Here is an 18,830-nt window from a genome sequence, read left to right on the forward strand (position 1 = left end):
GGTGCGGCGGGCGCCGGTGGGGCCGGTGCCCGCGGCGGTCACCGTGCGGGCTCCGGCGGTGCGTGGGCCGAGGCCCGGGTCAGCTTGCGGGTCGCGTGGATCAGGAGGGCCAGGGCCGCGGCACCGCAGGCGAGCGTGGGGACGCTGCCGGCGCCCCAGGTCGTGACGAGGATGTCGACGGGCGTGGCCAGGAGGCCGCAGCCGGGGAGGCGGGCGGCGAAGACCGTGGCGAGGGCGGCCGCCTGGACGGTGGCCGTCGCGGTGAGGACCACGGCCGGGGCGTAGCTGAAACCGTGGGTGGTGAGGAGGCGGGCCAGGAAGAGGAGGGCGCCCAGGGTGAGGGCCTCCGCGTAGGCCGCGGGCTCGTCGAGGGCCGCTGTGCAGAGGACGAGCAGGGCCGCCAGGGTGCCCAGGAACAGGGCGAAGGCGCCGAGCAGGAGCGGTCGTACGGCGGCGGCGAAGTCGTCCAGGCCGCGGCTCGCGGCGAGTCTGCGGCGGGCGCGCCCGGTGAAGAGGTGGGCGATCCAGGCCGCGGGCGCGCAGGCCAGGGCGAGGGCCAGGACGGGGGCGGCGGTCAGGGGCCAGGGGCCGTCGGCCGTGCCGGTGGGCAGGCCGTCGGGGCCCCCGGCGACGGCGCTGTCGAGCAGTCCGTTGCCCAGGAGGGAGTAGCCGATGAGCCAGGCGGTCCACGTGGTGGTTCTGCCGGGGGTGGTGCGGTCGGCCGCGCTCAGGGGTCCCCGGCGCAGGGCCGCGTGGAGGGCCAGGGCGACGGCGAGGGCGCCGGCGGCGGCCGCGAACAGACGCGACCGGCCGTGGGTGAGGTGCACGGCCGCCACGGCGGCGGCGCACAGCGCGCCCGGCAGGAGGGTCAGGAGGGCCCAGTCGGCGCATGCCCGGGGGGCGGCGGGTGCGGCGGGCGGGGGTCCGTCCCCGTCTCGCGAGGCCCGTGCGTACATCTCCTCCGCGAGGGAGAAGACGTCCCGGTGGCGGAAGCGGGCGGCGGTCCGGTCGGTGATGCCGTGTGCTTCCAGCCCCGCCGCGATCTCCAGGGGGTCGACCGCGCGTTCGCACAGCTCCCGGTGACGATGCATCAGCGCCTTCACGGGGTCGGCGGCGCCGCGGCGCGGGGCGGCGGCCTTGCGGTCGGTGCCCGTCTCCCGAGTGGACGGTGTCCGGCCAGTGACCGTTTCCGCGGGCGGCTCGCTGCTGGTGGCCGTCTCCGGTTTCGCGGGCTGCTCGCTGTCCGTTGCTGTCTCCGGGGCGGGAGAGGTCGTGCTCGCGGTGTTCAGGGTTCGCTCCGAGCGGGCGTCCCATGCCCCGGGGCTGGTCGGGGTTCCCGGCCGGTCCCGTTCGCCCAGGTCGTTCATCGTGCTCCCTCCGGGGCGGGGACGGGAGTGGCGGCTCGTACGGGGCCGTCCGTCGCCCAGCCGGGGCCACCGCGGGCGACGAGGCGGGTCGCCGGGTCGGCCCAGCGGACCGGGACGTGGGCCTCGGCCGGATAGGCGAAGGGCAGCGGTTCTCCCGCTTCGTCGAGGACGACACGGCGGATCGGCGTGCGCGAGACGATCTCCAGGTAAATGCCGTGAAATGCCTCGATGTTCTGCTCGACCGTGAACAGTTCGAGGGCACGGGCGCGAGCGGCGGCCCCCAGGCGCTCGCGGCGCTCGGGGTCGCGCAGCAGCGTCACGCACGCCTCGGCGAGGGCCCGCGGGTTGCGCGGCGGTACGACGAGGCCCGTACCGCCGATCACCTCCACCACGGCGCCGACGTCGGTCGACACCGTCGCGCGCCCGCAGAGCATGGCTTCGACGAGGCTGATCGGGAAGCCTTCGACGACGCTGGACAGGACGGTCACGGCGCCCGAGGCGTAGGCGTCGGCGGCGGCCGGGAGGTCCGGCCCGCCGATCTCCTCGAAGGACACCGGGTTGTCGCCGGCGGTGTGCGGGCCGTCGGCCTCGTCGGGGAAGAGCTGGGCGGCCAGTGTCCTGCAATGGCCGAGGTAGGCGGCGCCCTCGGCGCCGGCGGGGGCGCCGACGATGCGCAGGCGCGTCCTCGGCTGCCGCTTGCGGACCTCCGCGAAGGCGTGCAGCAGCGAGACCAGGTCCTTGGCGGGCTCGACGCGGCCGACCCAGACGAGGGTGTCCGGGTCCGCGCACTCCGGGGACTCGCCGACCTCCGCGAAGGGCCGGGCGTCCATGCCGGGGTAGACCGTGCGGAGCTTCTCCCGGTCGGCACCGCAGCGCTCCTGCCAGCGGCGGGCGTGCGTGTTGCCGGCGGTGACGGTCTCGGCCCGTGCGTAGGCCTCGGCCGCGAGCCTGCCGTGGAAGGCGGCCAGCAGGGACCGTACGGCGGGTGGGGCCTCGGGAGCGGTGAGGTAGTGCGTGCGCAGGCGCACGCCGTACTCGGTCACCAGCAGGGGCACGCCGGTGAAATGGCGGGCCAGCAGGCCCGGCAGGACGGCCGGGCCGCCGGACGCGGCGTGGCAGAGGTCGACCGCACCGAGGCCGTTGTCCTCGTACCAGTCGAGGGAGAGGGGGCGCAGGGCGCGTTCCAGGTACGCGGCCACGGTGAGCAGATCGGGTACGCGCGCCTCGCGTGCCGCGCGTTGGGCGCCGGGCGCACGACAGGCGCGTTCCAGTGTGCGTACGGCGGCCTCGGAACGGAGTGCTCCGGACAGGCCGCCCTCCTCGCGGGCGAGTTCGGCGAGTCCGTACAGAGCGTTGGCGAAACGGTCCGCCTCAGGGATCGACGTCCCTCCGGAGACCGGCCCGCCCCCGGAGACCGGCCCGCCCCCGGAGACCGGCCCGCTCCCGGATGCCGACGGACCCCCGGACGCCCCGCACAGCACGGCCGCCAGTTCCCCGAAGCACTCGGTGAAGCGCCGGCGTGCCCGGCGGCCCAGCACCACGTCGTCGTCCTCGGCCGGCCAGAGGGGCGCGGTGCGCACCCTGCGGACGTTCGGCGGCAGCGGGATCCAGCCCTCGTCCTCCTGGCGTTGGCTGCGGCTGAGTGCGTAGACGTCGAACTCGTGCTGTCCGAGCCCGCGCACCAGCCGGTCGCACCAGAGCCTGGCGTCACCGCTCACATACGGATAGCCACCCTCCGTAAGTAGTCCGATGCGCACGAGTGCACCCCCGATCTCCCGTATGGGGAGCCGCCGTTGCCCGGCGGCTCGCAGCGGGAAGAACGTATGCGGACAAGGCGGTGGTGCGACGGACGGTTGTCCGTCGCACCACCAAAAGGGGTGAACGGTCGTAACTTTCCCCTGCGGACCGCGTTCCGTCGCGCTAGGAGATCAGCCGGACACGGATCGTCATATGTGGCAGCGGCTCCCGGCGGCCCGTGACGTGGGCCGGCCCCCCGGGATGCCGGTCAGCTCTTGGGATGCGGCCAGGGGTTGGCGCGGCAGCGGATGCCGTCGTGGTCGAGGAACTTGGTCTGCTGCTGCATGACCGGGGCGAGGTCGCCGTCCTTGTCGCAGGTGACGTGGCCGTAGCCGAGGCGGTGTCCGACCTCATGATTGATCAGCATCTGCCGGTAGGCGTGGATCTCGTCGCCGTACGTCTCCGAGCCCTGGGCCCACCGGTAGGCGTTGATCATCACGCGCTCGGTCGCGGCCGAGTCGCAGGAGACGTTGTCCACGGTGGTGTCAAGGCCGGACTTGGCGCACCAGTCGGCGGTCGTGCCGGGGCTGGCGAGCGTGATGACGAAGTCGGGCCTGCCGGAGTAGATGCGCTCGAACGTACGCGCGCCGTTGTGGGCCCAGCTGCGCTGGTCGTTGAGCGTCTTCTGCACGGCGTCGGCGAAGAGCCCGCCGTCGAGACCGAGTCCCTGCTCCACGTCCACGCGGTAGGTGAACTTCTGCCCCGCGCCCGGCGCCTTGGCGATGCCGGGCACGGCGTCGAACTTCCCCGAGCCCTTGAGCGCGGCGCCGAGCGGGTACCTCCGGGCCATCTTCTCGTCGTACGTCAGCGGCGTCACGCCGGGCGCCGGGGCGGGCGGCACCCGGCCGGCCGCGCGGGACGCGGAGTCGCGGACATCGCGGGCCTGGTCGGTGGCGGACTGCGACTGCACGTCGGCACCGGCGGGGTCGTCGGCGACCTGGCCCGCGACGACGACGGCCAGCACCGTGGTGACGGCGGCGGCCGCGATGCCGGTGAAGGTACGGCTCTTGGCGCCCTTGCCCGGCGCGGGCGCGCCGGTGGGCGCCGCGTCGTCGTGGTCGGCGAAGCGCGGGTCTGCCGGGGTGCCGGCACTCCAGTCCGTGACGGAGGCGTAGGCGTCCGCCGCGTGCGCGGAGGCGGGCGTACGGGGGGCGAAGACGTCGTCCTCCTCTTCGAAGGCGTCGAGATACTCCTGCCGCGGCCCGGGCACAGAGGCCCGTCGCTGCCGCGGTATCGGAGCACCGCCCCCGCCGTTCCCCCTCAACTCACCCCAGCCGCCCCCGGCTTCCCGCTGCTCGGGATGGCCTCCACGGGCCTGCGGGAAGCCGTGCCCGGGCGTGCCGTCGGGCAACCTCGGAACGCCCTGCGCGGGAGTCCCGTCCGGCAGCCGAGGAACGCCGTGCCCGGGAGTCCCGTCCGGCAGCCGCGGAACACCACGCGGCGGCGTCCCGTCGGCAATACGCGGCACCCCGCGCGCCGGCGTCCCGTCCGAGAAGCGTGGCACCCCATGGGCGGGCGTCCCGTCCGGCCACCGCGGAACCCCCTGCGCGGGAGTCCCGTCGGGCAGCCGCGGAACACCGCCCGGCGGCGTCCCGTCGGCAACACGCGGCACGCCATGCGCGGGCGTGCCGTCCGGAATCCAACCCTCGGGCAGACGCGGCATTCCGTGCGGCGGCGTCCCGGAGGCCGGTGCCGGCCGTGGCCCCGGCATGCGGCGGGGACCCGCACCCGGCGGCGGCCAGCCGCCCTGCCCGACGCCGGGCGGCGTAGACCGGTCTCCCGGCGCAGGCCGGTCTCCCCGACCCGCGTCCGGGCGAAGCGGCACCGGCCGGTCTCCCCGACCCGTCTCCGGGCGAGGCGGCACCGGCCGACCGCCGCGGCTGGTGTCCGGCGCCTGGCCCTGGCCCGGCCGGGGTCCCTGCGCCGGCCCGGACCGGCCGTCCCGTACTGCGGTTGTGTCCGCGGTGTCGCCCTTGGCGACGGGCCCGCGGCGGCTGTGGCGTCCCACGTCGCGCCTCAGCCCCCCATGCTCTCGTCGGTGCTTTCTCCGTCGACGGCGTCGTCCCTGCGGGCGCCCGGCTCGCGCGCACCCGAGGCGACCGTACCCGCGGCAACCGACTTGCGCCCGTCCACCGCACCGGAAACCGCACCGGAAACCGCACCGGAGTCGCCCTCGTCCTCGGCATCCGGCCGGCCCGCGCCCGACTCGCCCGGGCCCGTTCCGCCCCGGGCACGCCGCGCGCGCTGCGTGCCCAACTCGCCAAAATCCTCGAGGAGTTCACGAAACGCCAGAGCAACCGTCTCCGGGTACTCCATCATGGCCACGTGCCCCGCGTCCGGCAATGTCACCAACCGCGAGTCGCGGAACGCCCGGGCCGCCTTCTGGGCCATGCGGAAGCCGACGAGCTGGTCCCGGCCGCCGTAGACGAGGAGGGTCGGCGCGAGGACGCGCTCGGCCTGGCGCCACAGTCCGTGCTGGCCGCCCAGGGTGTACGCGTTGACGATCCCGCGCGCGGAGCGCGCCATCGCGTCCCAGAAGTAGGGCAGCTTCAGCCGCCGCTCCATCTCCTGCACCGCGTTGCGGAATCCTTCCGGCGTGACCCGCCCCGGGTCCCCGTAGCACAGCGCCATCACGCCACGGACGCGCTGCTCCGCGGTCCACTCCCGGGTGAGGCGCGTGAAGAGCGGCGCGACCCCGGGCACGGCGAGCAGCCCCGTCGGCACGGCGGAGCGCTGCACTCGGATCTCCGGCAGGGCAGGCGACACAAGCGTGAGCGTACGGACCAGATCGGGCCGGACCGCGGCGACACGGGTGGTGATGGCGCCGCCGAGCGAGTTCCCGAACAGGTGCACGGGGCCGCGCCCGGTCGCGTCGAGGTAACGGATGACCGCGCGCGCGTGCCCCGTGACGGAGTAGTCGCCGTCGTCCGGGGGCGGGGAGTCGCCGAAGCCCGGCAGGTCGACGGCCTCGCTGTCGACGGCGTCCTCCAGCAGCTGCATCAGCGCCGACCAGTTCTGCGAGGAGCCCCCGAGCCCGTGGACGTACAACGCGGGAGGCAGCCCCTCGCGCGCGGGTGGTCTCGACCGCACCGTGAGCGTGACCCCGGGCAGCTCGACCGACCTGAGCCGCTCGCCCTCGGCGACCCTGACGGCCCCCACCTTCGGCAGCACATTGGCGGGCGGCACGAACGGCAGCTCGGTCGAAGACATGCGGCAATGTTACGAGACGATCACGTAGTGGCTCATGTGTTCGGCGTCACAGGAATCGGCCATACGGGAGGGGCAGATGAGAAGGGCGGATGAGAAAGGCACATGAGAAGCACCATGGGAAGCAGTCGACGGGATGCGCACTGCGTCACGTTCCGGACGCGGATCGCATAGCGTCCGGAACGGGTGTCTCCTAGGCTCGTACAGAGGGCACCCGCGTGTGACCCCTGTATTCCCAGGGACGTTCGTAGGAAGGGAGCCCAGCATGGCTGTAGACCCCACCGACCCGGAGACGTTCGAGGACGAGGACGTGCCGGAGGCGCAGGAGTACGACGTCGAGGCCCCCGAGGTCGACGCGGCCGAGCAGCACGCGGACATCGCGCCGAACCGCGACGACCCGCTGACCGGCGTCGACCCGGACCGCGCCAACGAGGCCGACCTGGTGGAGCAGACCCGGATCGTCTCGCTCGACGAGGACGACTACCGGTGACGCACGTCGCCGGCGGGCGACGGAGAGCACCATCGAGCAGGAAAGAGGCCGTATCTTGCCCGCTCTGACCCTGTTTGAAACCTTCTCAACCGCTTTCATAACCGTCCGGTCCGTGAAATTCTGCGCTCTCACCGCGCACACCACGGTTACCGAAAAGTACGATGGCGACGCGGCCAGATCCGCACGTGGACGAATATGGGAGGCGGCGTGACAGCCATCGAGCAGACAGAGGCGGTTCGCCCGCGGGGCACACGCCTGCCGCGCCGTGCCCGACGCAACCAGCTCCTGGGCGCGGCCCAGGAGGTCTTCGTGGCCCAGGGCTACCACGCGGCCGCGATGGACGACATCGCCGAGCGCGCCGGCGTGAGCAAGCCGGTGCTCTACCAGCACTTCCCGGGCAAGCTCGACCTCTATCTCGCGCTGCTGGACCAGCACTGCGAGTCACTCATCCAGGCCGTGCGGAACGCGCTTGCGTCGACGACCGACAACAAGCAGCGCGTCCGGGCGACGATGGACGCCTACTTCGCCTACGTCGAGGACGACGGCGGCGCCTTCCGCCTGGTCTTCGAGTCGGACCTGACGAACGAGCCCGCCGTGCGCGAGCGCGTCGACAAGGTCACCAACGAGTGCGCCGAGGCGATCTGCGACGTCATCGCCGAGGACACCGGCCTGTCGCGCGCGGAGTCGATGCTGCTCGCCTCGGGCCTGGGCGGCCTCGCCCAGGTGGTGGCGCGGTCCTGGCTGCACAGCGACCGCAGCGTGCCCCGCGACCAGGCGGTGCAGCTGCTCACCTCACTGGCGTGGCGCGGCATCGCGGGCTTCCCGCTGCACGGGACGGACCAGCAGCACCACTGACGGGCGCGTTGTTCCCGCCCGTTGTTCGCTCGTGGCGTTCTCGGGCGGAGCCTGTACGTCCCCTCACCGGGCTAATGTGTGCTGCGTACGGCGCGGAAGGTCGCGCAATCACTGACCGTCGGAGGGACATAGCCGTGGAGGTCAAGATCGGCGTGCAGCACGCGCCCCGCGAGATCGTTCTGGAGAGCGGTCAGAGTGCCGAGGAGGTCGAGCGGGCGGTGTCCGAGGCGCTGGCCGGGAAGTCGCCGCTGCTGACCCTCGTGGACGAGCACGGCCGCAAGGTCCTGGTCCCGGCAGACCGTCTCGCCTACGTCGAGATCGGTGAGCCGGCCCCGCGCAAGGTGGGCTTCGGCGCGCTGTAGGCGCATGCGTGGAGCGGGGCGGGGCGGCTGTCGGCCGACCCGCCCCGTTCGCGTTCTCCTCCCCGTGCGGCACAGGGGTTTTGCCACGGATGGAGCACGAGTCGCCCCCGGAGGTGGATTGGATTCCGCAGGTCAGGGGTAAGACGGGCTACGACCGATTTGGGCAGGCCGGCCATGTGGGAGGGACCCCCGACATGCTCCTGGAAGCGCTGAGCTCCGCGATCCTCGGCCTCGCTCTGGCGTGGGCGGCCACGCATCGCCTGTCGCACCGGCTCCCGGCCCGGCCGCTGGTCCTGTCGACGGGTGTCGCGGGCGCCCTGTTCGGGGCCTTCGTCATGCACAGCGCGCTGGACGCCGGGCACCTGCTGCTGGTCCTGCTCGGCGCGGTGATCGTCTCCGTGGCCTCGCTGTCGCTGCTGCTGCGCCCCGCGCGGCGCCTGCGCCGACGATCGGCGACGGCGTAGCCGAAGCCGCCAGGGGCGCGGGGAACCGCGCGCCCAGCCAGCTACGGCCCGCAGCCGCGACTCAGCCGGAACCACCCCGTCCAGAGCGCTAGGGGCTGTCGTTTGGATCAGGGCGCAGGGAAGTGACGGTACTTTTCAGCGCCGGTGAGCGGGGTCTGGTGCGTGCAGCTGCAAGGCGGAGGAGGGCGTCGACGCGGAGCGTCGGCAACCGACGACAACGCGGCAGATGCGCGTGCCAGACCCCGCGTCTGCGGCGTGATCCAAACGACAGCCCCTAGGCAGCCAGGCCCAGCGCAGCCATCCGCTTGGTGTGCGCCTCGGTGATCCGGGAGAACATCTTGCCGACCTCGGCGAGGTCGAAGCCGTCCGCGACGCCGCCGACGAGCATCGTCGACAGCGCGTCCCGGTCGGCGACGACCCGCTGGGACTGCGACAGGGCCTCGCCCATCAGCCGCCGGGCCCACAGGGCGAGCCGTCCGCCCACCCGGGGGTCCGCGTCGATCGCGGCGCGCACCTTCTCCACGGCGAAGCCGCCGTGCCCGGTGTCGTCGAGCACGGCCAGCACCAGGGAGCGGGTGTCGGAGTCCAGCCGGGCGGCGACCTCTCGGTAGAAGTCGCTGGCGATGGAGTCGCCGACGTAGGCCTTGACGAGTCCTTCCAGCCAGTCCGAGGGGGCCGTCTGCTTGTGGAACCCGTCGTACGCGGCGACGAACGGCTCCATCGCCAGGGTCGGCTCCTCCCCGATCTCGGCGAGCCGGTCGCGCAGCCTCTCGAAGTGGTGGAACTCGGCCGACGCCATCTTCGCCAGCTCCGCCTTGTCCTCCAGCGTCGGCGCCAGCTTGGCGTCCTCCGCGAGCCGCTCGAACGCCGCCAGCTCCCCGTACGCGAGCGCGCCGAGCAGGTCCACGACGGCGGCGCGGTACTGCGGGTCGGCGGAGGCCGTCGCCCAGTCCCGGGCGGCGACTGAGGTGGGTTCGGCGGCGACGTCGGTGTCCGAGGCGTTCTCAGGCTTGTCAGAGCTCGTCATGAAGCGCACAATAGCCCGCCCGCCGGGAGGCGTAAGGCCCTGGTCAATCACTGTGACGACGACTACGTGACCAAATCGGCCATCGCATGTGCGGGATTCCGGGGTATGGTGGTAATGCGCCTGCTGGTACGTCGACGTACCTCGACAGGCCGCACGTATGAGGATGCCCGGTCGGAGGCCCGATCGGCTCCGACCCGACAGCCCTCCCCGGCGTACGGCACTCCGCGTACGAGTCCCGGAGGGGACACCCTCAGCGGCATGAGCGCTAGAGCGTCGGCGCGGTCCCGTGCTCTTCGGCCCGCCCGTAGGCAGCCGACGTCCCCGGCACGGTCCGACAAGACCCCCGCGCTCGCCTCGCGCCGCCCACACAGAAGAGGCAGCACCCTGACTACGACGTTCCGAGAGCTCGGGATCCTTCCCGAGACCGCCGAGGCCCTGGAGGCCGTCGGCATCATCACCGCCTTCCCCATCCAGGAGATGACGCTCCCCGTGGCCCTTTCGGGCTCGGACGTCATCGGCCAGGCCAAGACCGGCACCGGCAAGACGCTGGGCTTCGGCCTCCCGCTCCTCGAGCGCGTCACCGTCCCCGCCGACGTCGAGGCCGGACGCGCCAAGCCCGAGGACCTCACCGACGCCCCGCAGGCACTCGTCGTCGTCCCCACGCGCGAGCTGTGCACGCAGGTCACCAACGACCTGCTGACCGCGGGCAAGGTGCGCAATGTGCGCGTCCTCGCGATCTACGGCGGCCGGGCCTACGAGCCCCAGGTCGAGGCCCTCAAGAAGGGCGTCGACGTGGTCGTCGGCACCCCGGGCCGGCTGCTCGACCTCGCCGGGCAGAAGAAACTGAACCTGAAGCACGTCAGGTGCCTGGTCCTCGACGAGGCCGACGAGATGCTCGACCTGGGCTTCCTGCCCGACGTCGAGAAGATCATCAACATGCTGCCGGTCCGGCGTCAGACGATGCTGTTCTCGGCGACCATGCCGGGCGCGGTCATCGGACTGGCCCGCCGCTACATGTCGCAGCCCACGCACATCAGCGCCACGGCGCCGGACGACGCCGGCAAGACGGTCGCGAACACCAAGCAGTACATCTACCGCGCGCACAACATGGACAAGCCCGAGATGGTCGCGCGGATCCTCCAGGCCGAGGGCCGGGGACTGGCCATGGTCTTCTGCCGCACCAAGCGCACCGCGGCCGACCTCGCCGACCAGCTCAAGCAGCGCGGCTTCGCCTCCGGCGCGGTCCACGGCGACCTCGGCCAGGGCGCCCGCGAGCAGGCGCTGCGCGCCTTCCGCAACGGCAAGGTGGACGTGCTCGTCTGCACCGACGTCGCCGCCCGCGGTATCGACGTCGAGGGTGTGACCCACGTCATCAACTACCAGTCGCCGGAAGAGGAGAAGACGTACCTGCACCGCATCGGCCGTACGGGCCGCGCGGGCGCCAAGGGCATCGCGATCACGCTCGTCGACTGGGACGACATCCCGCGCTGGCAGCTGATCAACAAGGCGCTGGACCTGGGCTTCAACGACCCGCCGGAGACGTACTCCACGTCCCCGCACCTCTTCTCCGACCTCGGCATCCCCGAGGGCACCAAGGGCGTCCTGCCGCGCTCGGAGCGCAAGCGCGCCGGGCTGGACGCGGAGGAGCTGGAGGACCTGGGCGAGCCGGGCGGCCGCGGGCCGCGCGGGCGTGGCGGCCGCAGTGGCCGCGGCGACCGGGACGAGTCCCGTTCGGCCGACCGCGAGCGTACGCCGCGGCGCCGCCGCCGTACGCGCAACGGGGCACCGCTGGACGGGGCACCGCTGGACGGGGCGCCGGAGACCGCCGGCACCACCGCGCCGGAGGCCACGGCCGCCGGCGGCACCGCCGAGGCGGAGGCCGTCACGGCTCCGCGCACCCCGCGTCGCCGTCGCCGCACGCGCGGCGGTGCCCCGGCCGAGTCGGCGCCGGCCACGGCCGTCGAGTCGGCCGCGTCCGCGCCGGCGGAGCACGCCGTCGCGACGGCGGAGGGCACGAGCACGGATGCGCCCGAGGCGGCCAAGCCGCGCCGGCGCCGTACGCGCCGGTCGGAGACGCCGGTGGAGACGCAGGCGGTGGAGACCGAGGCCGCGCTGACGCCGTCGGCCACGGAGCCCGCGACCACTGCCGATGCCCCGACCGCCGCGGAGGCAACGGTGACCGCGGAGCCCGAGGCTCCCGCCACCCAGCCGCGCCGCCGTACCCGCAAGGCCGTGGCGGCATCGCCGGCCGAGTCGGCGCTCGACACGGCCGAGGGCATCACCGAGTCCGCCCCGGAGCCGACGGAGACGAAACCGCGGCGCACGCGCAAGACGGCCGCGCAGGCCGAGGCCCCCGCCGCCCCGGTGGAGGCCACGGAGGCCGCGCCGCGCCGCACGCGCAAGACGGCCGCAGCGGCGGAGGACGCGGTCGACACCGCCGAGGCCGCCGAGGCCAAGCCCCGTCGGACGCGCAAGGCCACGGTCAAGGCCGAGGACGCCGTCGACACGGCGGAGGCCACCGAGGCCGCGCCGCGCCGCCGTACCCGCAAGGCCGCCGCGACCGCCGTCACCACCGAGGCTCCCGAAGCCGCGGAGGCGAAGCCGCGCCGCACGCGCAAGGCCGCGGCCACGGCGGAGGACGCCGTCGACTCGGCCGAGGGCGCGGAGGCCAAGCCCAAGGCCCGCCGCACCCGCAAGGCCGCCGAGCCCGAGGCCGTCGCCGCCGGGATCCCGGCCCAGACGGCTCAGGAGCCGGAGGCCGCCGAGGCCGCGCCGCGGCGTGCCCGCAAGGCCACGGCCAAGGCCGAGGCGAGTGCCGACACGGCCGAGGCCAAGCCGCGCCGGACGCGCAAGGCGGCTGCCGCCGCTCCGGACGGCGAGGCCGCCGAGGCCAAGCCCCGCCGGACGCGGAAGACCGCCGCAGCGGCCGAAGCCGCCGTCGACACGGCCGAGGGCGCGGAGGCCAAGCCGAAGGCCCGCCGCACCCGCAAGGCCGCCGAGCCCGTCGCTATCCCGGCGCAGGCCGGCCAGGAACCGGAGGCCGCCGAGACAGCTGAGGCCAAGCCGCGCCGAACGCGGAAGACCACGGCGTCCAAGACGGCCGCCGCCTCCGCCGAGGGCTCACAGGACGCGGCTGAGGCCCAGCCCCGCCGCCGCACCCGCAAGGCCACGGCCACTGCGGAGTCCGCGGAGAGCTGACGCTCCACCCGACGGCCCGGTCCCACCCGCGTGGGGCCGGGCCGTCGGCGTTCCCGGGGCGACCGCCGACTCCCGGAACCCCCGACCCGCTACCCTCACCCCGTGACCAGGCACGCCACCTTCACCCCGCCCCCGGGCGCCCGCGCATACCACCTGCGCACCTCCCGCGGTGAGTTCGCCGTCGTCGACTCGTCGCCGGGGGCGGGCGCGGAGGTCAGGGGCGTCGCCCTGCTGCTGCCCGGATTCACCGGCAGCAAGGAGGACTTCAGCCTGCTGCACGAGCCGCTGGTAGCGCGTGGGTACCGGGTCGTCGCGGTGGACGGCCGGGGGCAGCACGAGTCGGACGGGCCCCGGGACGACGAATCCGCCTACGCCCAGCGGGAACTGGCCCGGGACGTGCTCGCGCAGGCCGCGGCGCTCGGCGCTCCGGTGCACCTCGTCGGGCACTCGCTCGGGGGGCAGATCGCCCGGGCCGCCGTGCTGCTGGATCCCTCCCCGTTCCTCTCCCTCACCCTGATCTCGTCCGGCCCGGGGGAGATCTCCGTCTCGCAGCAGCAGCGCGTGAAGCTGCTGCGGGACGCGCTCGCCGTGCTGTCGATGGCGGAGGTGTGGGAGGCCATCCAGGCCATGGGACCGCCGGAGGAGGTCGGCGGACCCGCCCGCGGCATCGGCGACCAGGAGCAGTTGCGCCGCCGCTGGCTGGGCAACAGCCGCGCCCAGCTCCTCGCGACCGGACGCCAGTTGTGCACGGAGCCGGACCGCGTCGCCGAACTCGCCGCCGTACTCCTGCCGTTGCACGTCCTGTCGGGCGCGCACGACGACACCTGGCCGGTGGCGCTCCTCGACGACATGGCCGTACGGCTGTCCGCGCACCGCACGGTCGTCACGGGAGCCGAGCACTCCCCCAACGCCGACCGTCCCCTGCCGACAGCCCGGGCCCTCGCCGACTTCTGGGACAGCGTCAGGAAGGGCTAGTACAGCGTCCGCAGGTGCTCCCAGAAGCCGTCGCGCAGCGCACGCCGCAGGTCGGCGTGGCCCCGGAGGGAGTACTGGAGCAGGTTCTCCGCCTCCACCAGCAGGTCCTGGTCCACCGAGCCGGGCAGGTAGGGGTGGCCGGGCAGCAGCTCGACGAGCGTGTCCCGGCCGCGGGCCGCGAGCCATTTCGCCGCGATCTGCGCGCCCACGAACCGCACGTCCTCACGGGCGGGCCGGCCCGCCGCGCTCTCGTAGGCGGGGGCCGTGCGGCGGGAGACGTACGGCTTGAAGAAGTCGAGGTCGAAGGTGCGCTGGCTGTCGACCTCCCACAGGAGGGGCTCCGCCTGGTTGCGGCCCTCCGGCGCCTCGATGCCCCAGAGGTGGACCCGGGCGCCGTAACCCTGGGCGGCCTCCACCGCCGACACCAGGTCCTCGTCGCCGCCGAGCAGGGCCGCGTCGCTGATGGCGCGGTGGCGGGCGAGGGACTCCAGGTCGGAACGGATGAGGGAGTCGACGCCCTTCTGCTGGTTGTTGGCGTTGAGGTTGCCCAGCCGCACCTTCACGTCCGGCAGCTCCGCGATGGTCTGCTGCTCCGCCGTGTGGATGCGGCGGCGGGCGCCGTCGTACCAGTAGACCCGCAGCAGCCTGCTGTCCGCGAAGATCGTGCGCGCCCGGTCGATGAGGGCGTCGATCAGGCCCTCGGCGTCCAGGTCGAACGCGCGGCGGTCCTCCGTACCGGCGACGAGGCGTCCCGCGGCCGCGTACAGGTACCCGGCATCGACGAAGATCGCGTGGGTGGAGGGCGTCTTCGCCACCTCGGCGAGCATGCGCTGGAGCAGCTCGTTGGTGCGGTCGATGCGGGCACTGAGGGCCGCGAGGTCGTCGTTCATCGCCTCCATTGTCCTGGCGGTCACGCTGCGAACACAACTGGTCCCGGTCGGTCCCGTTACGACAGTCTTACGGCTCGGTAATTAGCCGTTCGAAAAATTTCCTTAGCGTAGGGAATGTTTGAGGCATGCATCCCTGTTGACTCATATGGCACACCGCGCACCGCAGCCTGGTGGGCCGACCACCAAGTAGTTCTCCTCAGGAGGATGACCAGACGAAGGGAGAAGCCCTTGCGCTTCGAAATCATGCGACTCGACGATGTCGACGGCACGCCTGTGGACACGACCGTCGTGGACGCCGCCTCCGTCAACCGCATCGTTCAGCAGGCCGCCGCCATCGGGCAGCGCCTGTGGATCCGCCCGGCCGAGACCACGGCCTCATAACGCGCGGCTCTCCCACACACACCTCGGAGCCCCCGCCCGGCATCGGCCGTGCGGGGGCTCCGCTGTTGCGGACCGGCCTGGTCGGGGGCGTACTGGCGGAAGAGGCGCAGTCGGAGCGAGAACGGGACGGTGGACCGCATGTCGGTGACGGGCCGGTCGAACGGGGAGTTGCACGAGCAGGCCGCCGCCGAGGCCGCGCGGCGGTACGAGGAATCCACCGAGGAGCGCGAGCGGGTCGAGGGCCGGCTGGCGGCCGGCGTGCGGTTCCCGGACGACCCGGAGGCGCTCGCGGTGCGCGCCGACCGGATCCTCGACCGGGGCGGGCTCTCGCCCTCGGCGGTGGTGGCGGACCTCCACGGCGAGGCGATGGACCTGCCCGACGCCAACGAACGCATCATCAACCTGTCCAACGAGCTTCAGGCCTGGAGCTTCCTGCCCCGCGGGGTCAGGGCCGGGGCCACGGTCGCCCGGATCACCCTGCGCCGCGACGGCCGCGAGCTGCCGCACGGCACCGGCTTCCTGGTGTCGCCGCGGCTGATGATGACCAACCACCACGTCCTGCCCGACGAGGGTTTCGCGCGCCACTGCTTCGCGGAGTTCAACGCCCAGATCACGGCCGACAACCTCCCCGACACCGTCGTCCGGGTGGAGCTGGACCCCGGGTCCTTCTTCGCCGCGGACAGACGGCTCGACTTCGCCCTCGTGGCGGTCGCGCCCGTCCTGGACGGCCGTCCGCCGGGCGAGATCTTCGGCTGGAACCGGCTGAGCGTCCAGCTCGGCAAGCTGGTGCTGGGCGAGAAGGTGAACATCATCGGCCACCCGCAGGGGCGTTTGAAGGAGATCGCCCTGCGCGACAACGCGGTGCTGGTGCGGCTCGACGACTTCGTCCACTACACGACCGACACGGAACCCGGGAACTCGGGCTCCCCCGTCTTCAACGACCAGTGGGAGGTCGTGGCCCTGCACCACAGCGGCGTGCCGAAGAAGGACGCCCAGGGACGCGTCCTGCGCAAGGACGGCCGGCCCTGGAAGCGGGGCGACGGCGACGACGCGATCGACTGGGTCGCCAACGAGGGCGTCCGCATCAGCTCGGTCCTCAAGCACCTGGCCCGGCTGGACCTCGACCCCGGGCGGCGCGCCCTGCTGGCCGAGATGGGCCCGGACTCCGGCCTGGACCAGAGCATGGGCACCGCGCCGGTGCTCCCCTCCCCGGCGGGCCCCGGAACACCACCGGAGCGGACGACACCACCGGAGCGGACGACGACAACGCTGCCCGGCGTCCCGGCCCCGCAGGGCCCTGTGACGGCCGCGAGCGAGTCCCGGACGGTCGGCCCCAAGGCCGGACTCCCGGCCCGCGGCACCGCCTTCGGCGGCCGGCGGCATCTGGTCTTCCTGCACGGCAGGGACCAGCAGAGCAAGGAGCCGGTCGACCTCCGCCGGAACTGGACGGCCGGCCTGAACCGCGGACTCACCCTCGCGGCGCTGCCCCCGCTCGACCCGGAGGACGTGTGGTTCCCGTTCTACGGCACGAGACTGCACGACCTCGTCGGCGGCAGGGAGAGCACGGCCGAGGCCATCGGCCTCGACCAGCTGAGCGCCGCCGTCGCCGCCGAGGCGTTCGCCGCGGAATCACCCTCGGGCTCCTACGAGCAGCTGCTCTACGAGGCGGCTGCCCGGGCCGGCATGCCGCAGGACGGCCCGGCGGCCACGGAGGGCTTCGGGGCGGGGCTGGTCGGGGCCCTGCACCGGCCGCTGAGCTGGCTCGCCGCCAGGTCCGACCTGGACGAGTGGACCATCGCCACGTTCCTGCGGGACGTCGACCTGTACCTCGGCGACGGTGCCGTGCGGCAGGCGGTGCTGGACAGCGTCCTGGAGACGATGCCCGCCGACGGCGAACTGGTGCTGGTCACGCACAGCCTGGGCACGGTCGTGGGCATGGACCTGCTGACCCGGCTCCCCGACGGGCTCGAACCCGTCCTGCTGGTGACAGCGGGCAGTCCGCTCGGGATGGACGGCGTCAACGGACGGCTCCTCGCCCACGGCCCGCACCGGCCGCCCCGGGTGCGGGACTGGGTCAACGTCTGGTGCCCCACCGACGCGGTGGCCATCGGCTGCCCGCTGTCGGACGAGCGGTGGGGGAAGCTCACCCAGCTGGCCGTCGCCAACGGCCGCGACCGCGCGCACGACATCGACGAGTACCTCGCCCACCCGGGGGCGGCCGGCGAGATCGGCTCGGTCCTCACCGGCCGGGCCTGACAGGCCCGCTCAGCTCCCCTGGATCACCTGGGTGACGCCGTTGATGATCTGCTGCACGGCGATCGCGGAGAGCATCATGCCCGCGAGCCGTGTCACCAGCACCACGCCGCCGTCCTTGATGATCCGGATGATCACCAGCGAGTAGCGCATCACCAGCCACAGCACGACGTGGATGGCGAGGATCGCCGTCCACACCGACACCTGCGTGGCGACGGTGTGGGCCTTCTGCACGGCGAGGATGACCGACACGATCGCACCGGGCCCCGCCAGCAGCGGCATGCCCAGCGGCACGAGAGCGACGTTGACGTCCTTGGTCTGCTTCGGCTCGTCGGTCTTCCCGGTGAGCAGGTCGAGCGCGATCAGCAGAAGCAGCAGCCCGCCCGCGATCATCAGCGCGGGCACGGAGACGTGCAGGTAGTTGAGGATCTGGTGCCCCAGGAGCCCGAACACGGTGATCACACCCCCGGCGACACAGACGGCCTGGAAGGCCATCCGCTTCTGCACCTTGCCGGGCCGGCCGGCGGTGAGCGCGAGGAAGATCGGGGTGATCCCCGGCGGATCCATGATGACGAAGAGGGTCAGGAACAGGGAGCCGAAAACGGCGAGGTCGAACATGAGCGTGATGGCCTTGCGGGTATGAGTCGGCAGCGCTACCGCTGTGCCGATGAACGGACCTACGGGAGAGAAACCTCAGGCCGCTCCGCCGGCCCCCGGCACCGGAAACGCCCCGAAGGCCCGCCGCGTGATCTCCCCGTACACCTCGGGATCCGTCGTGTACTCCCCGAGCACGCACGTCTTCCGGCTGCCGTGGTAGTCCGAGGACCCGGTCACCAGAAGCCCCAGCTCCTTCGCCAGCCCCCGCAGCCGCGCCCGCGTATCCGCGTCGTGGTCCATGTGGTCGACCTCGATGCCGTCCAGCCCGGCCGCGGCCATCTCGGCGATCGCGGCCTCCGGCACCGTACGCCCCCGCTTGCTCGCCCCGGGATGCGCGAACACCGCGACCCCGCCCGCGCCCTTGATCAGCCGGATGGCCTCGAAGGGGTCGGTCTCGTGCTTCTCCACGAAGGCCCGGCCGCCGTCGGCCAGCCAGTCCTGGGTGAAGGCGTCGCTCACGGTCGGCACCACACCCAGCTCGACGAGCGCGGTCGCCACGTGCGGACGCCCGACGGACCCGTCACCGGCGATCCGCAGCACCTGCTCCCAGGTCACCGGCACGCCCAGCTCGCGAAGCTTGGCGACCATGCCCTGGGCCCGGGGCACCCGGTCGTCCCGGACCAGCTCCCGCTCGGCGAGCAGCGCCGGCTCCTCGGCATCGAACAGGTAGGCCAGCATGTGCATGCTGACGCCGTCGATCCGGCAGGACAGCTCGGCCCCGGTGACCAGCGTCAGCCGCTCGGGCAGCGCGGCGACCGCCTCGGCGTGTCCGCGGGTGGTGTCGTGATCGGTGAGCGCGACGACGTCCAGCCCGGCCGCGGCAGCCTTGCGCACCAGCTCGGCCGGGGTGTCCGTGCCGTCGGAAGCGGTGGAGTGGGTGTGCAGATCGATACGCACGACACGGACT

At 73.3% G+C, this 18,830-nt stretch carries 16 protein-coding genes; 8 read left to right on the forward strand and 8 right to left on the reverse strand.

Annotated elements, in window-relative coordinates:
* Positions 1-38: 38 nt before the first annotated feature.
* From IE255_RS07900 to IE255_RS07915, 4 genes are all read right to left on the reverse strand, one after another.
* Complete coding sequence (locus IE255_RS07900; RefSeq protein ID WP_190049464.1) at positions 39-1,367, reverse strand: hypothetical protein; 1,329 nt, start codon at positions 1,365-1,367, stop codon at positions 39-41.
* Positions 1,364-3,124: a DUF3492 domain-containing protein gene (locus IE255_RS07905; RefSeq protein WP_190049465.1), complete on the reverse strand. Its 1,761-nt coding sequence runs from the start codon at positions 3,122-3,124 to the stop codon at positions 1,364-1,366. The genes IE255_RS07900 and IE255_RS07905 overlap by 4 nt, the downstream gene beginning before the upstream one ends.
* 248 nt (positions 3,125-3,372) lie before the next feature.
* A complete protein-coding gene (locus IE255_RS07910; RefSeq protein WP_190049466.1) occupies positions 3,373-5,172 on the reverse strand; it encodes a DUF3152 domain-containing protein in 1,800 nt (599 codons plus the stop codon).
* Between the two features lie 8 nt (positions 5,173-5,180).
* The gene (locus IE255_RS07915) at positions 5,181-6,374 is read right to left on the reverse strand and encodes an alpha/beta fold hydrolase (RefSeq protein ID WP_190049467.1); all 1,194 of its coding nucleotides are present in this window, start codon (positions 6,372-6,374) and stop codon (positions 5,181-5,183) included.
* A gap of 262 nt (positions 6,375-6,636) precedes the next feature.
* Between IE255_RS07915 and IE255_RS07920 the strand changes: the two genes are divergently transcribed.
* From IE255_RS07920 to IE255_RS07935, 4 genes are all read left to right on the forward strand, one after another.
* Positions 6,637-6,861 carry an Rv3202a family protein gene (locus tag IE255_RS07920; RefSeq protein WP_190049468.1) on the forward strand — a complete coding sequence of 75 codons (225 nt, stop codon included), beginning with the start codon at positions 6,637-6,639 and terminating at the stop codon, positions 6,859-6,861.
* A gap of 207 nt (positions 6,862-7,068) precedes the next feature.
* The gene (locus IE255_RS07925) at positions 7,069-7,716 is read left to right on the forward strand and encodes a TetR/AcrR family transcriptional regulator (protein ID WP_190049469.1); all 648 of its coding nucleotides are present in this window, start codon (positions 7,069-7,071) and stop codon (positions 7,714-7,716) included.
* Between the two features lie 134 nt (positions 7,717-7,850).
* Positions 7,851-8,078: a DUF3107 domain-containing protein gene (locus IE255_RS07930; RefSeq protein ID WP_031114311.1), complete on the forward strand. Its 228-nt coding sequence runs from the start codon at positions 7,851-7,853 to the stop codon at positions 8,076-8,078.
* A gap of 194 nt (positions 8,079-8,272) precedes the next feature.
* A complete protein-coding gene (locus tag IE255_RS07935; RefSeq protein WP_190049470.1) occupies positions 8,273-8,542 on the forward strand; it encodes a hypothetical protein in 270 nt (89 codons plus the stop codon).
* A 274-nt stretch (positions 8,543-8,816) separates the two neighbouring features.
* On the opposite strand, the gene IE255_RS07940 is transcribed toward IE255_RS07935, so the two are convergent.
* A complete protein-coding gene (locus IE255_RS07940) occupies positions 8,817-9,569 on the reverse strand; it encodes a ferritin-like fold-containing protein (protein ID WP_190049471.1) in 753 nt (250 codons plus the stop codon).
* Positions 9,570-10,046: 477 nt separating this feature from the next.
* Between IE255_RS07940 and IE255_RS07945 the strand changes: the two genes are divergently transcribed.
* The gene (locus IE255_RS07945) at positions 10,047-12,767 is read left to right on the forward strand and encodes a DEAD/DEAH box helicase (protein WP_190050078.1); all 2,721 of its coding nucleotides are present in this window, start codon (positions 10,047-10,049) and stop codon (positions 12,765-12,767) included.
* Positions 12,768-12,869: 102 nt separating this feature from the next.
* A complete protein-coding gene (locus IE255_RS07950) occupies positions 12,870-13,742 on the forward strand; it encodes an alpha/beta fold hydrolase (protein ID WP_190049472.1) in 873 nt (290 codons plus the stop codon).
* On the opposite strand, the gene IE255_RS07955 is transcribed toward IE255_RS07950, so the two are convergent.
* Complete coding sequence (locus tag IE255_RS07955; RefSeq protein WP_190050079.1) at positions 13,739-14,632, reverse strand: NYN domain-containing protein; 894 nt, start codon at positions 14,630-14,632, stop codon at positions 13,739-13,741. The genes IE255_RS07950 and IE255_RS07955 overlap by 4 nt on opposite strands.
* A gap of 228 nt (positions 14,633-14,860) precedes the next feature.
* Between IE255_RS07955 and IE255_RS07960 the strand changes: the two genes are divergently transcribed.
* Together IE255_RS07960 and IE255_RS07965 are read left to right on the forward strand one after the other, a co-directional pair.
* The gene (locus IE255_RS07960; RefSeq protein ID WP_094057445.1) at positions 14,861-15,013 is read left to right on the forward strand and encodes a DUF8834 family protein; all 153 of its coding nucleotides are present in this window, start codon (positions 14,861-14,863) and stop codon (positions 15,011-15,013) included.
* A gap of 138 nt (positions 15,014-15,151) precedes the next feature.
* Positions 15,152-17,269, forward strand: a complete 2,118-nt coding sequence (locus tag IE255_RS07965; protein ID WP_190049473.1) for a trypsin-like serine peptidase — start codon at positions 15,152-15,154, stop codon at positions 17,267-17,269.
* 9 nt (positions 17,270-17,278) lie between these two features.
* Here IE255_RS07965 and IE255_RS07970 read toward each other — a convergent pair whose 3' ends face one another.
* Both IE255_RS07970 and IE255_RS07975 read right to left on the reverse strand, forming a co-directional pair.
* Positions 17,279-17,884, reverse strand: a complete 606-nt coding sequence (locus IE255_RS07970; protein WP_150482878.1) for a MarC family protein — start codon at positions 17,882-17,884, stop codon at positions 17,279-17,281.
* Between the two features lie 75 nt (positions 17,885-17,959).
* Positions 17,960-18,820, reverse strand: a complete 861-nt coding sequence (locus IE255_RS07975; protein WP_190049474.1) for a PHP domain-containing protein — start codon at positions 18,818-18,820, stop codon at positions 17,960-17,962.
* Positions 18,821-18,830 lie beyond the last annotated feature (10 nt).

Source organism: Streptomyces lomondensis (assembly GCF_014651035.1).
GTDB lineage: Bacteria > Actinomycetota > Actinomycetes > Streptomycetales > Streptomycetaceae > Streptomyces > Streptomyces lomondensis.

Bases quoted from the DNA above. Each gene is read 5' to 3' on its own strand.
- IE255_RS07900 (WP_190049464.1), bottom strand. From the start codon at position 1,367: ATGAACGACCTGGGCGAACGGGACCGGCCGGGAACCCCGACCAGCCCC.
- IE255_RS07915 (WP_190049467.1), bottom strand. From the start codon at position 6,374: ATGTCTTCGACCGAGCTGCCGTTCGTGCCGCCCGCCAATGTGCTGCCG.
- IE255_RS07920 (WP_190049468.1), top strand. From the start codon at position 6,637: ATGGCTGTAGACCCCACCGACCCGGAGACGTTCGAGGACGAGGACGTG.
- IE255_RS07935 (WP_190049470.1), top strand. From the start codon at position 8,273: ATGCTCCTGGAAGCGCTGAGCTCCGCGATCCTCGGCCTCGCTCTGGCG.
- IE255_RS07940 (WP_190049471.1), bottom strand. From the start codon at position 9,569: ATGACGAGCTCTGACAAGCCTGAGAACGCCTCGGACACCGACGTCGCC.
- IE255_RS07945 (WP_190050078.1), top strand. From the start codon at position 10,047: ATGACGCTCCCCGTGGCCCTTTCGGGCTCGGACGTCATCGGCCAGGCC.
- IE255_RS07955 (WP_190050079.1), bottom strand. From the start codon at position 14,632: ATGAACGACGACCTCGCGGCCCTCAGTGCCCGCATCGACCGCACCAAC.
- IE255_RS07965 (WP_190049473.1), top strand. From the start codon at position 15,152: ATGTCGGTGACGGGCCGGTCGAACGGGGAGTTGCACGAGCAGGCCGCC.
- IE255_RS07970 (WP_150482878.1), bottom strand. From the start codon at position 17,884: ATGTTCGACCTCGCCGTTTTCGGCTCCCTGTTCCTGACCCTCTTCGTC.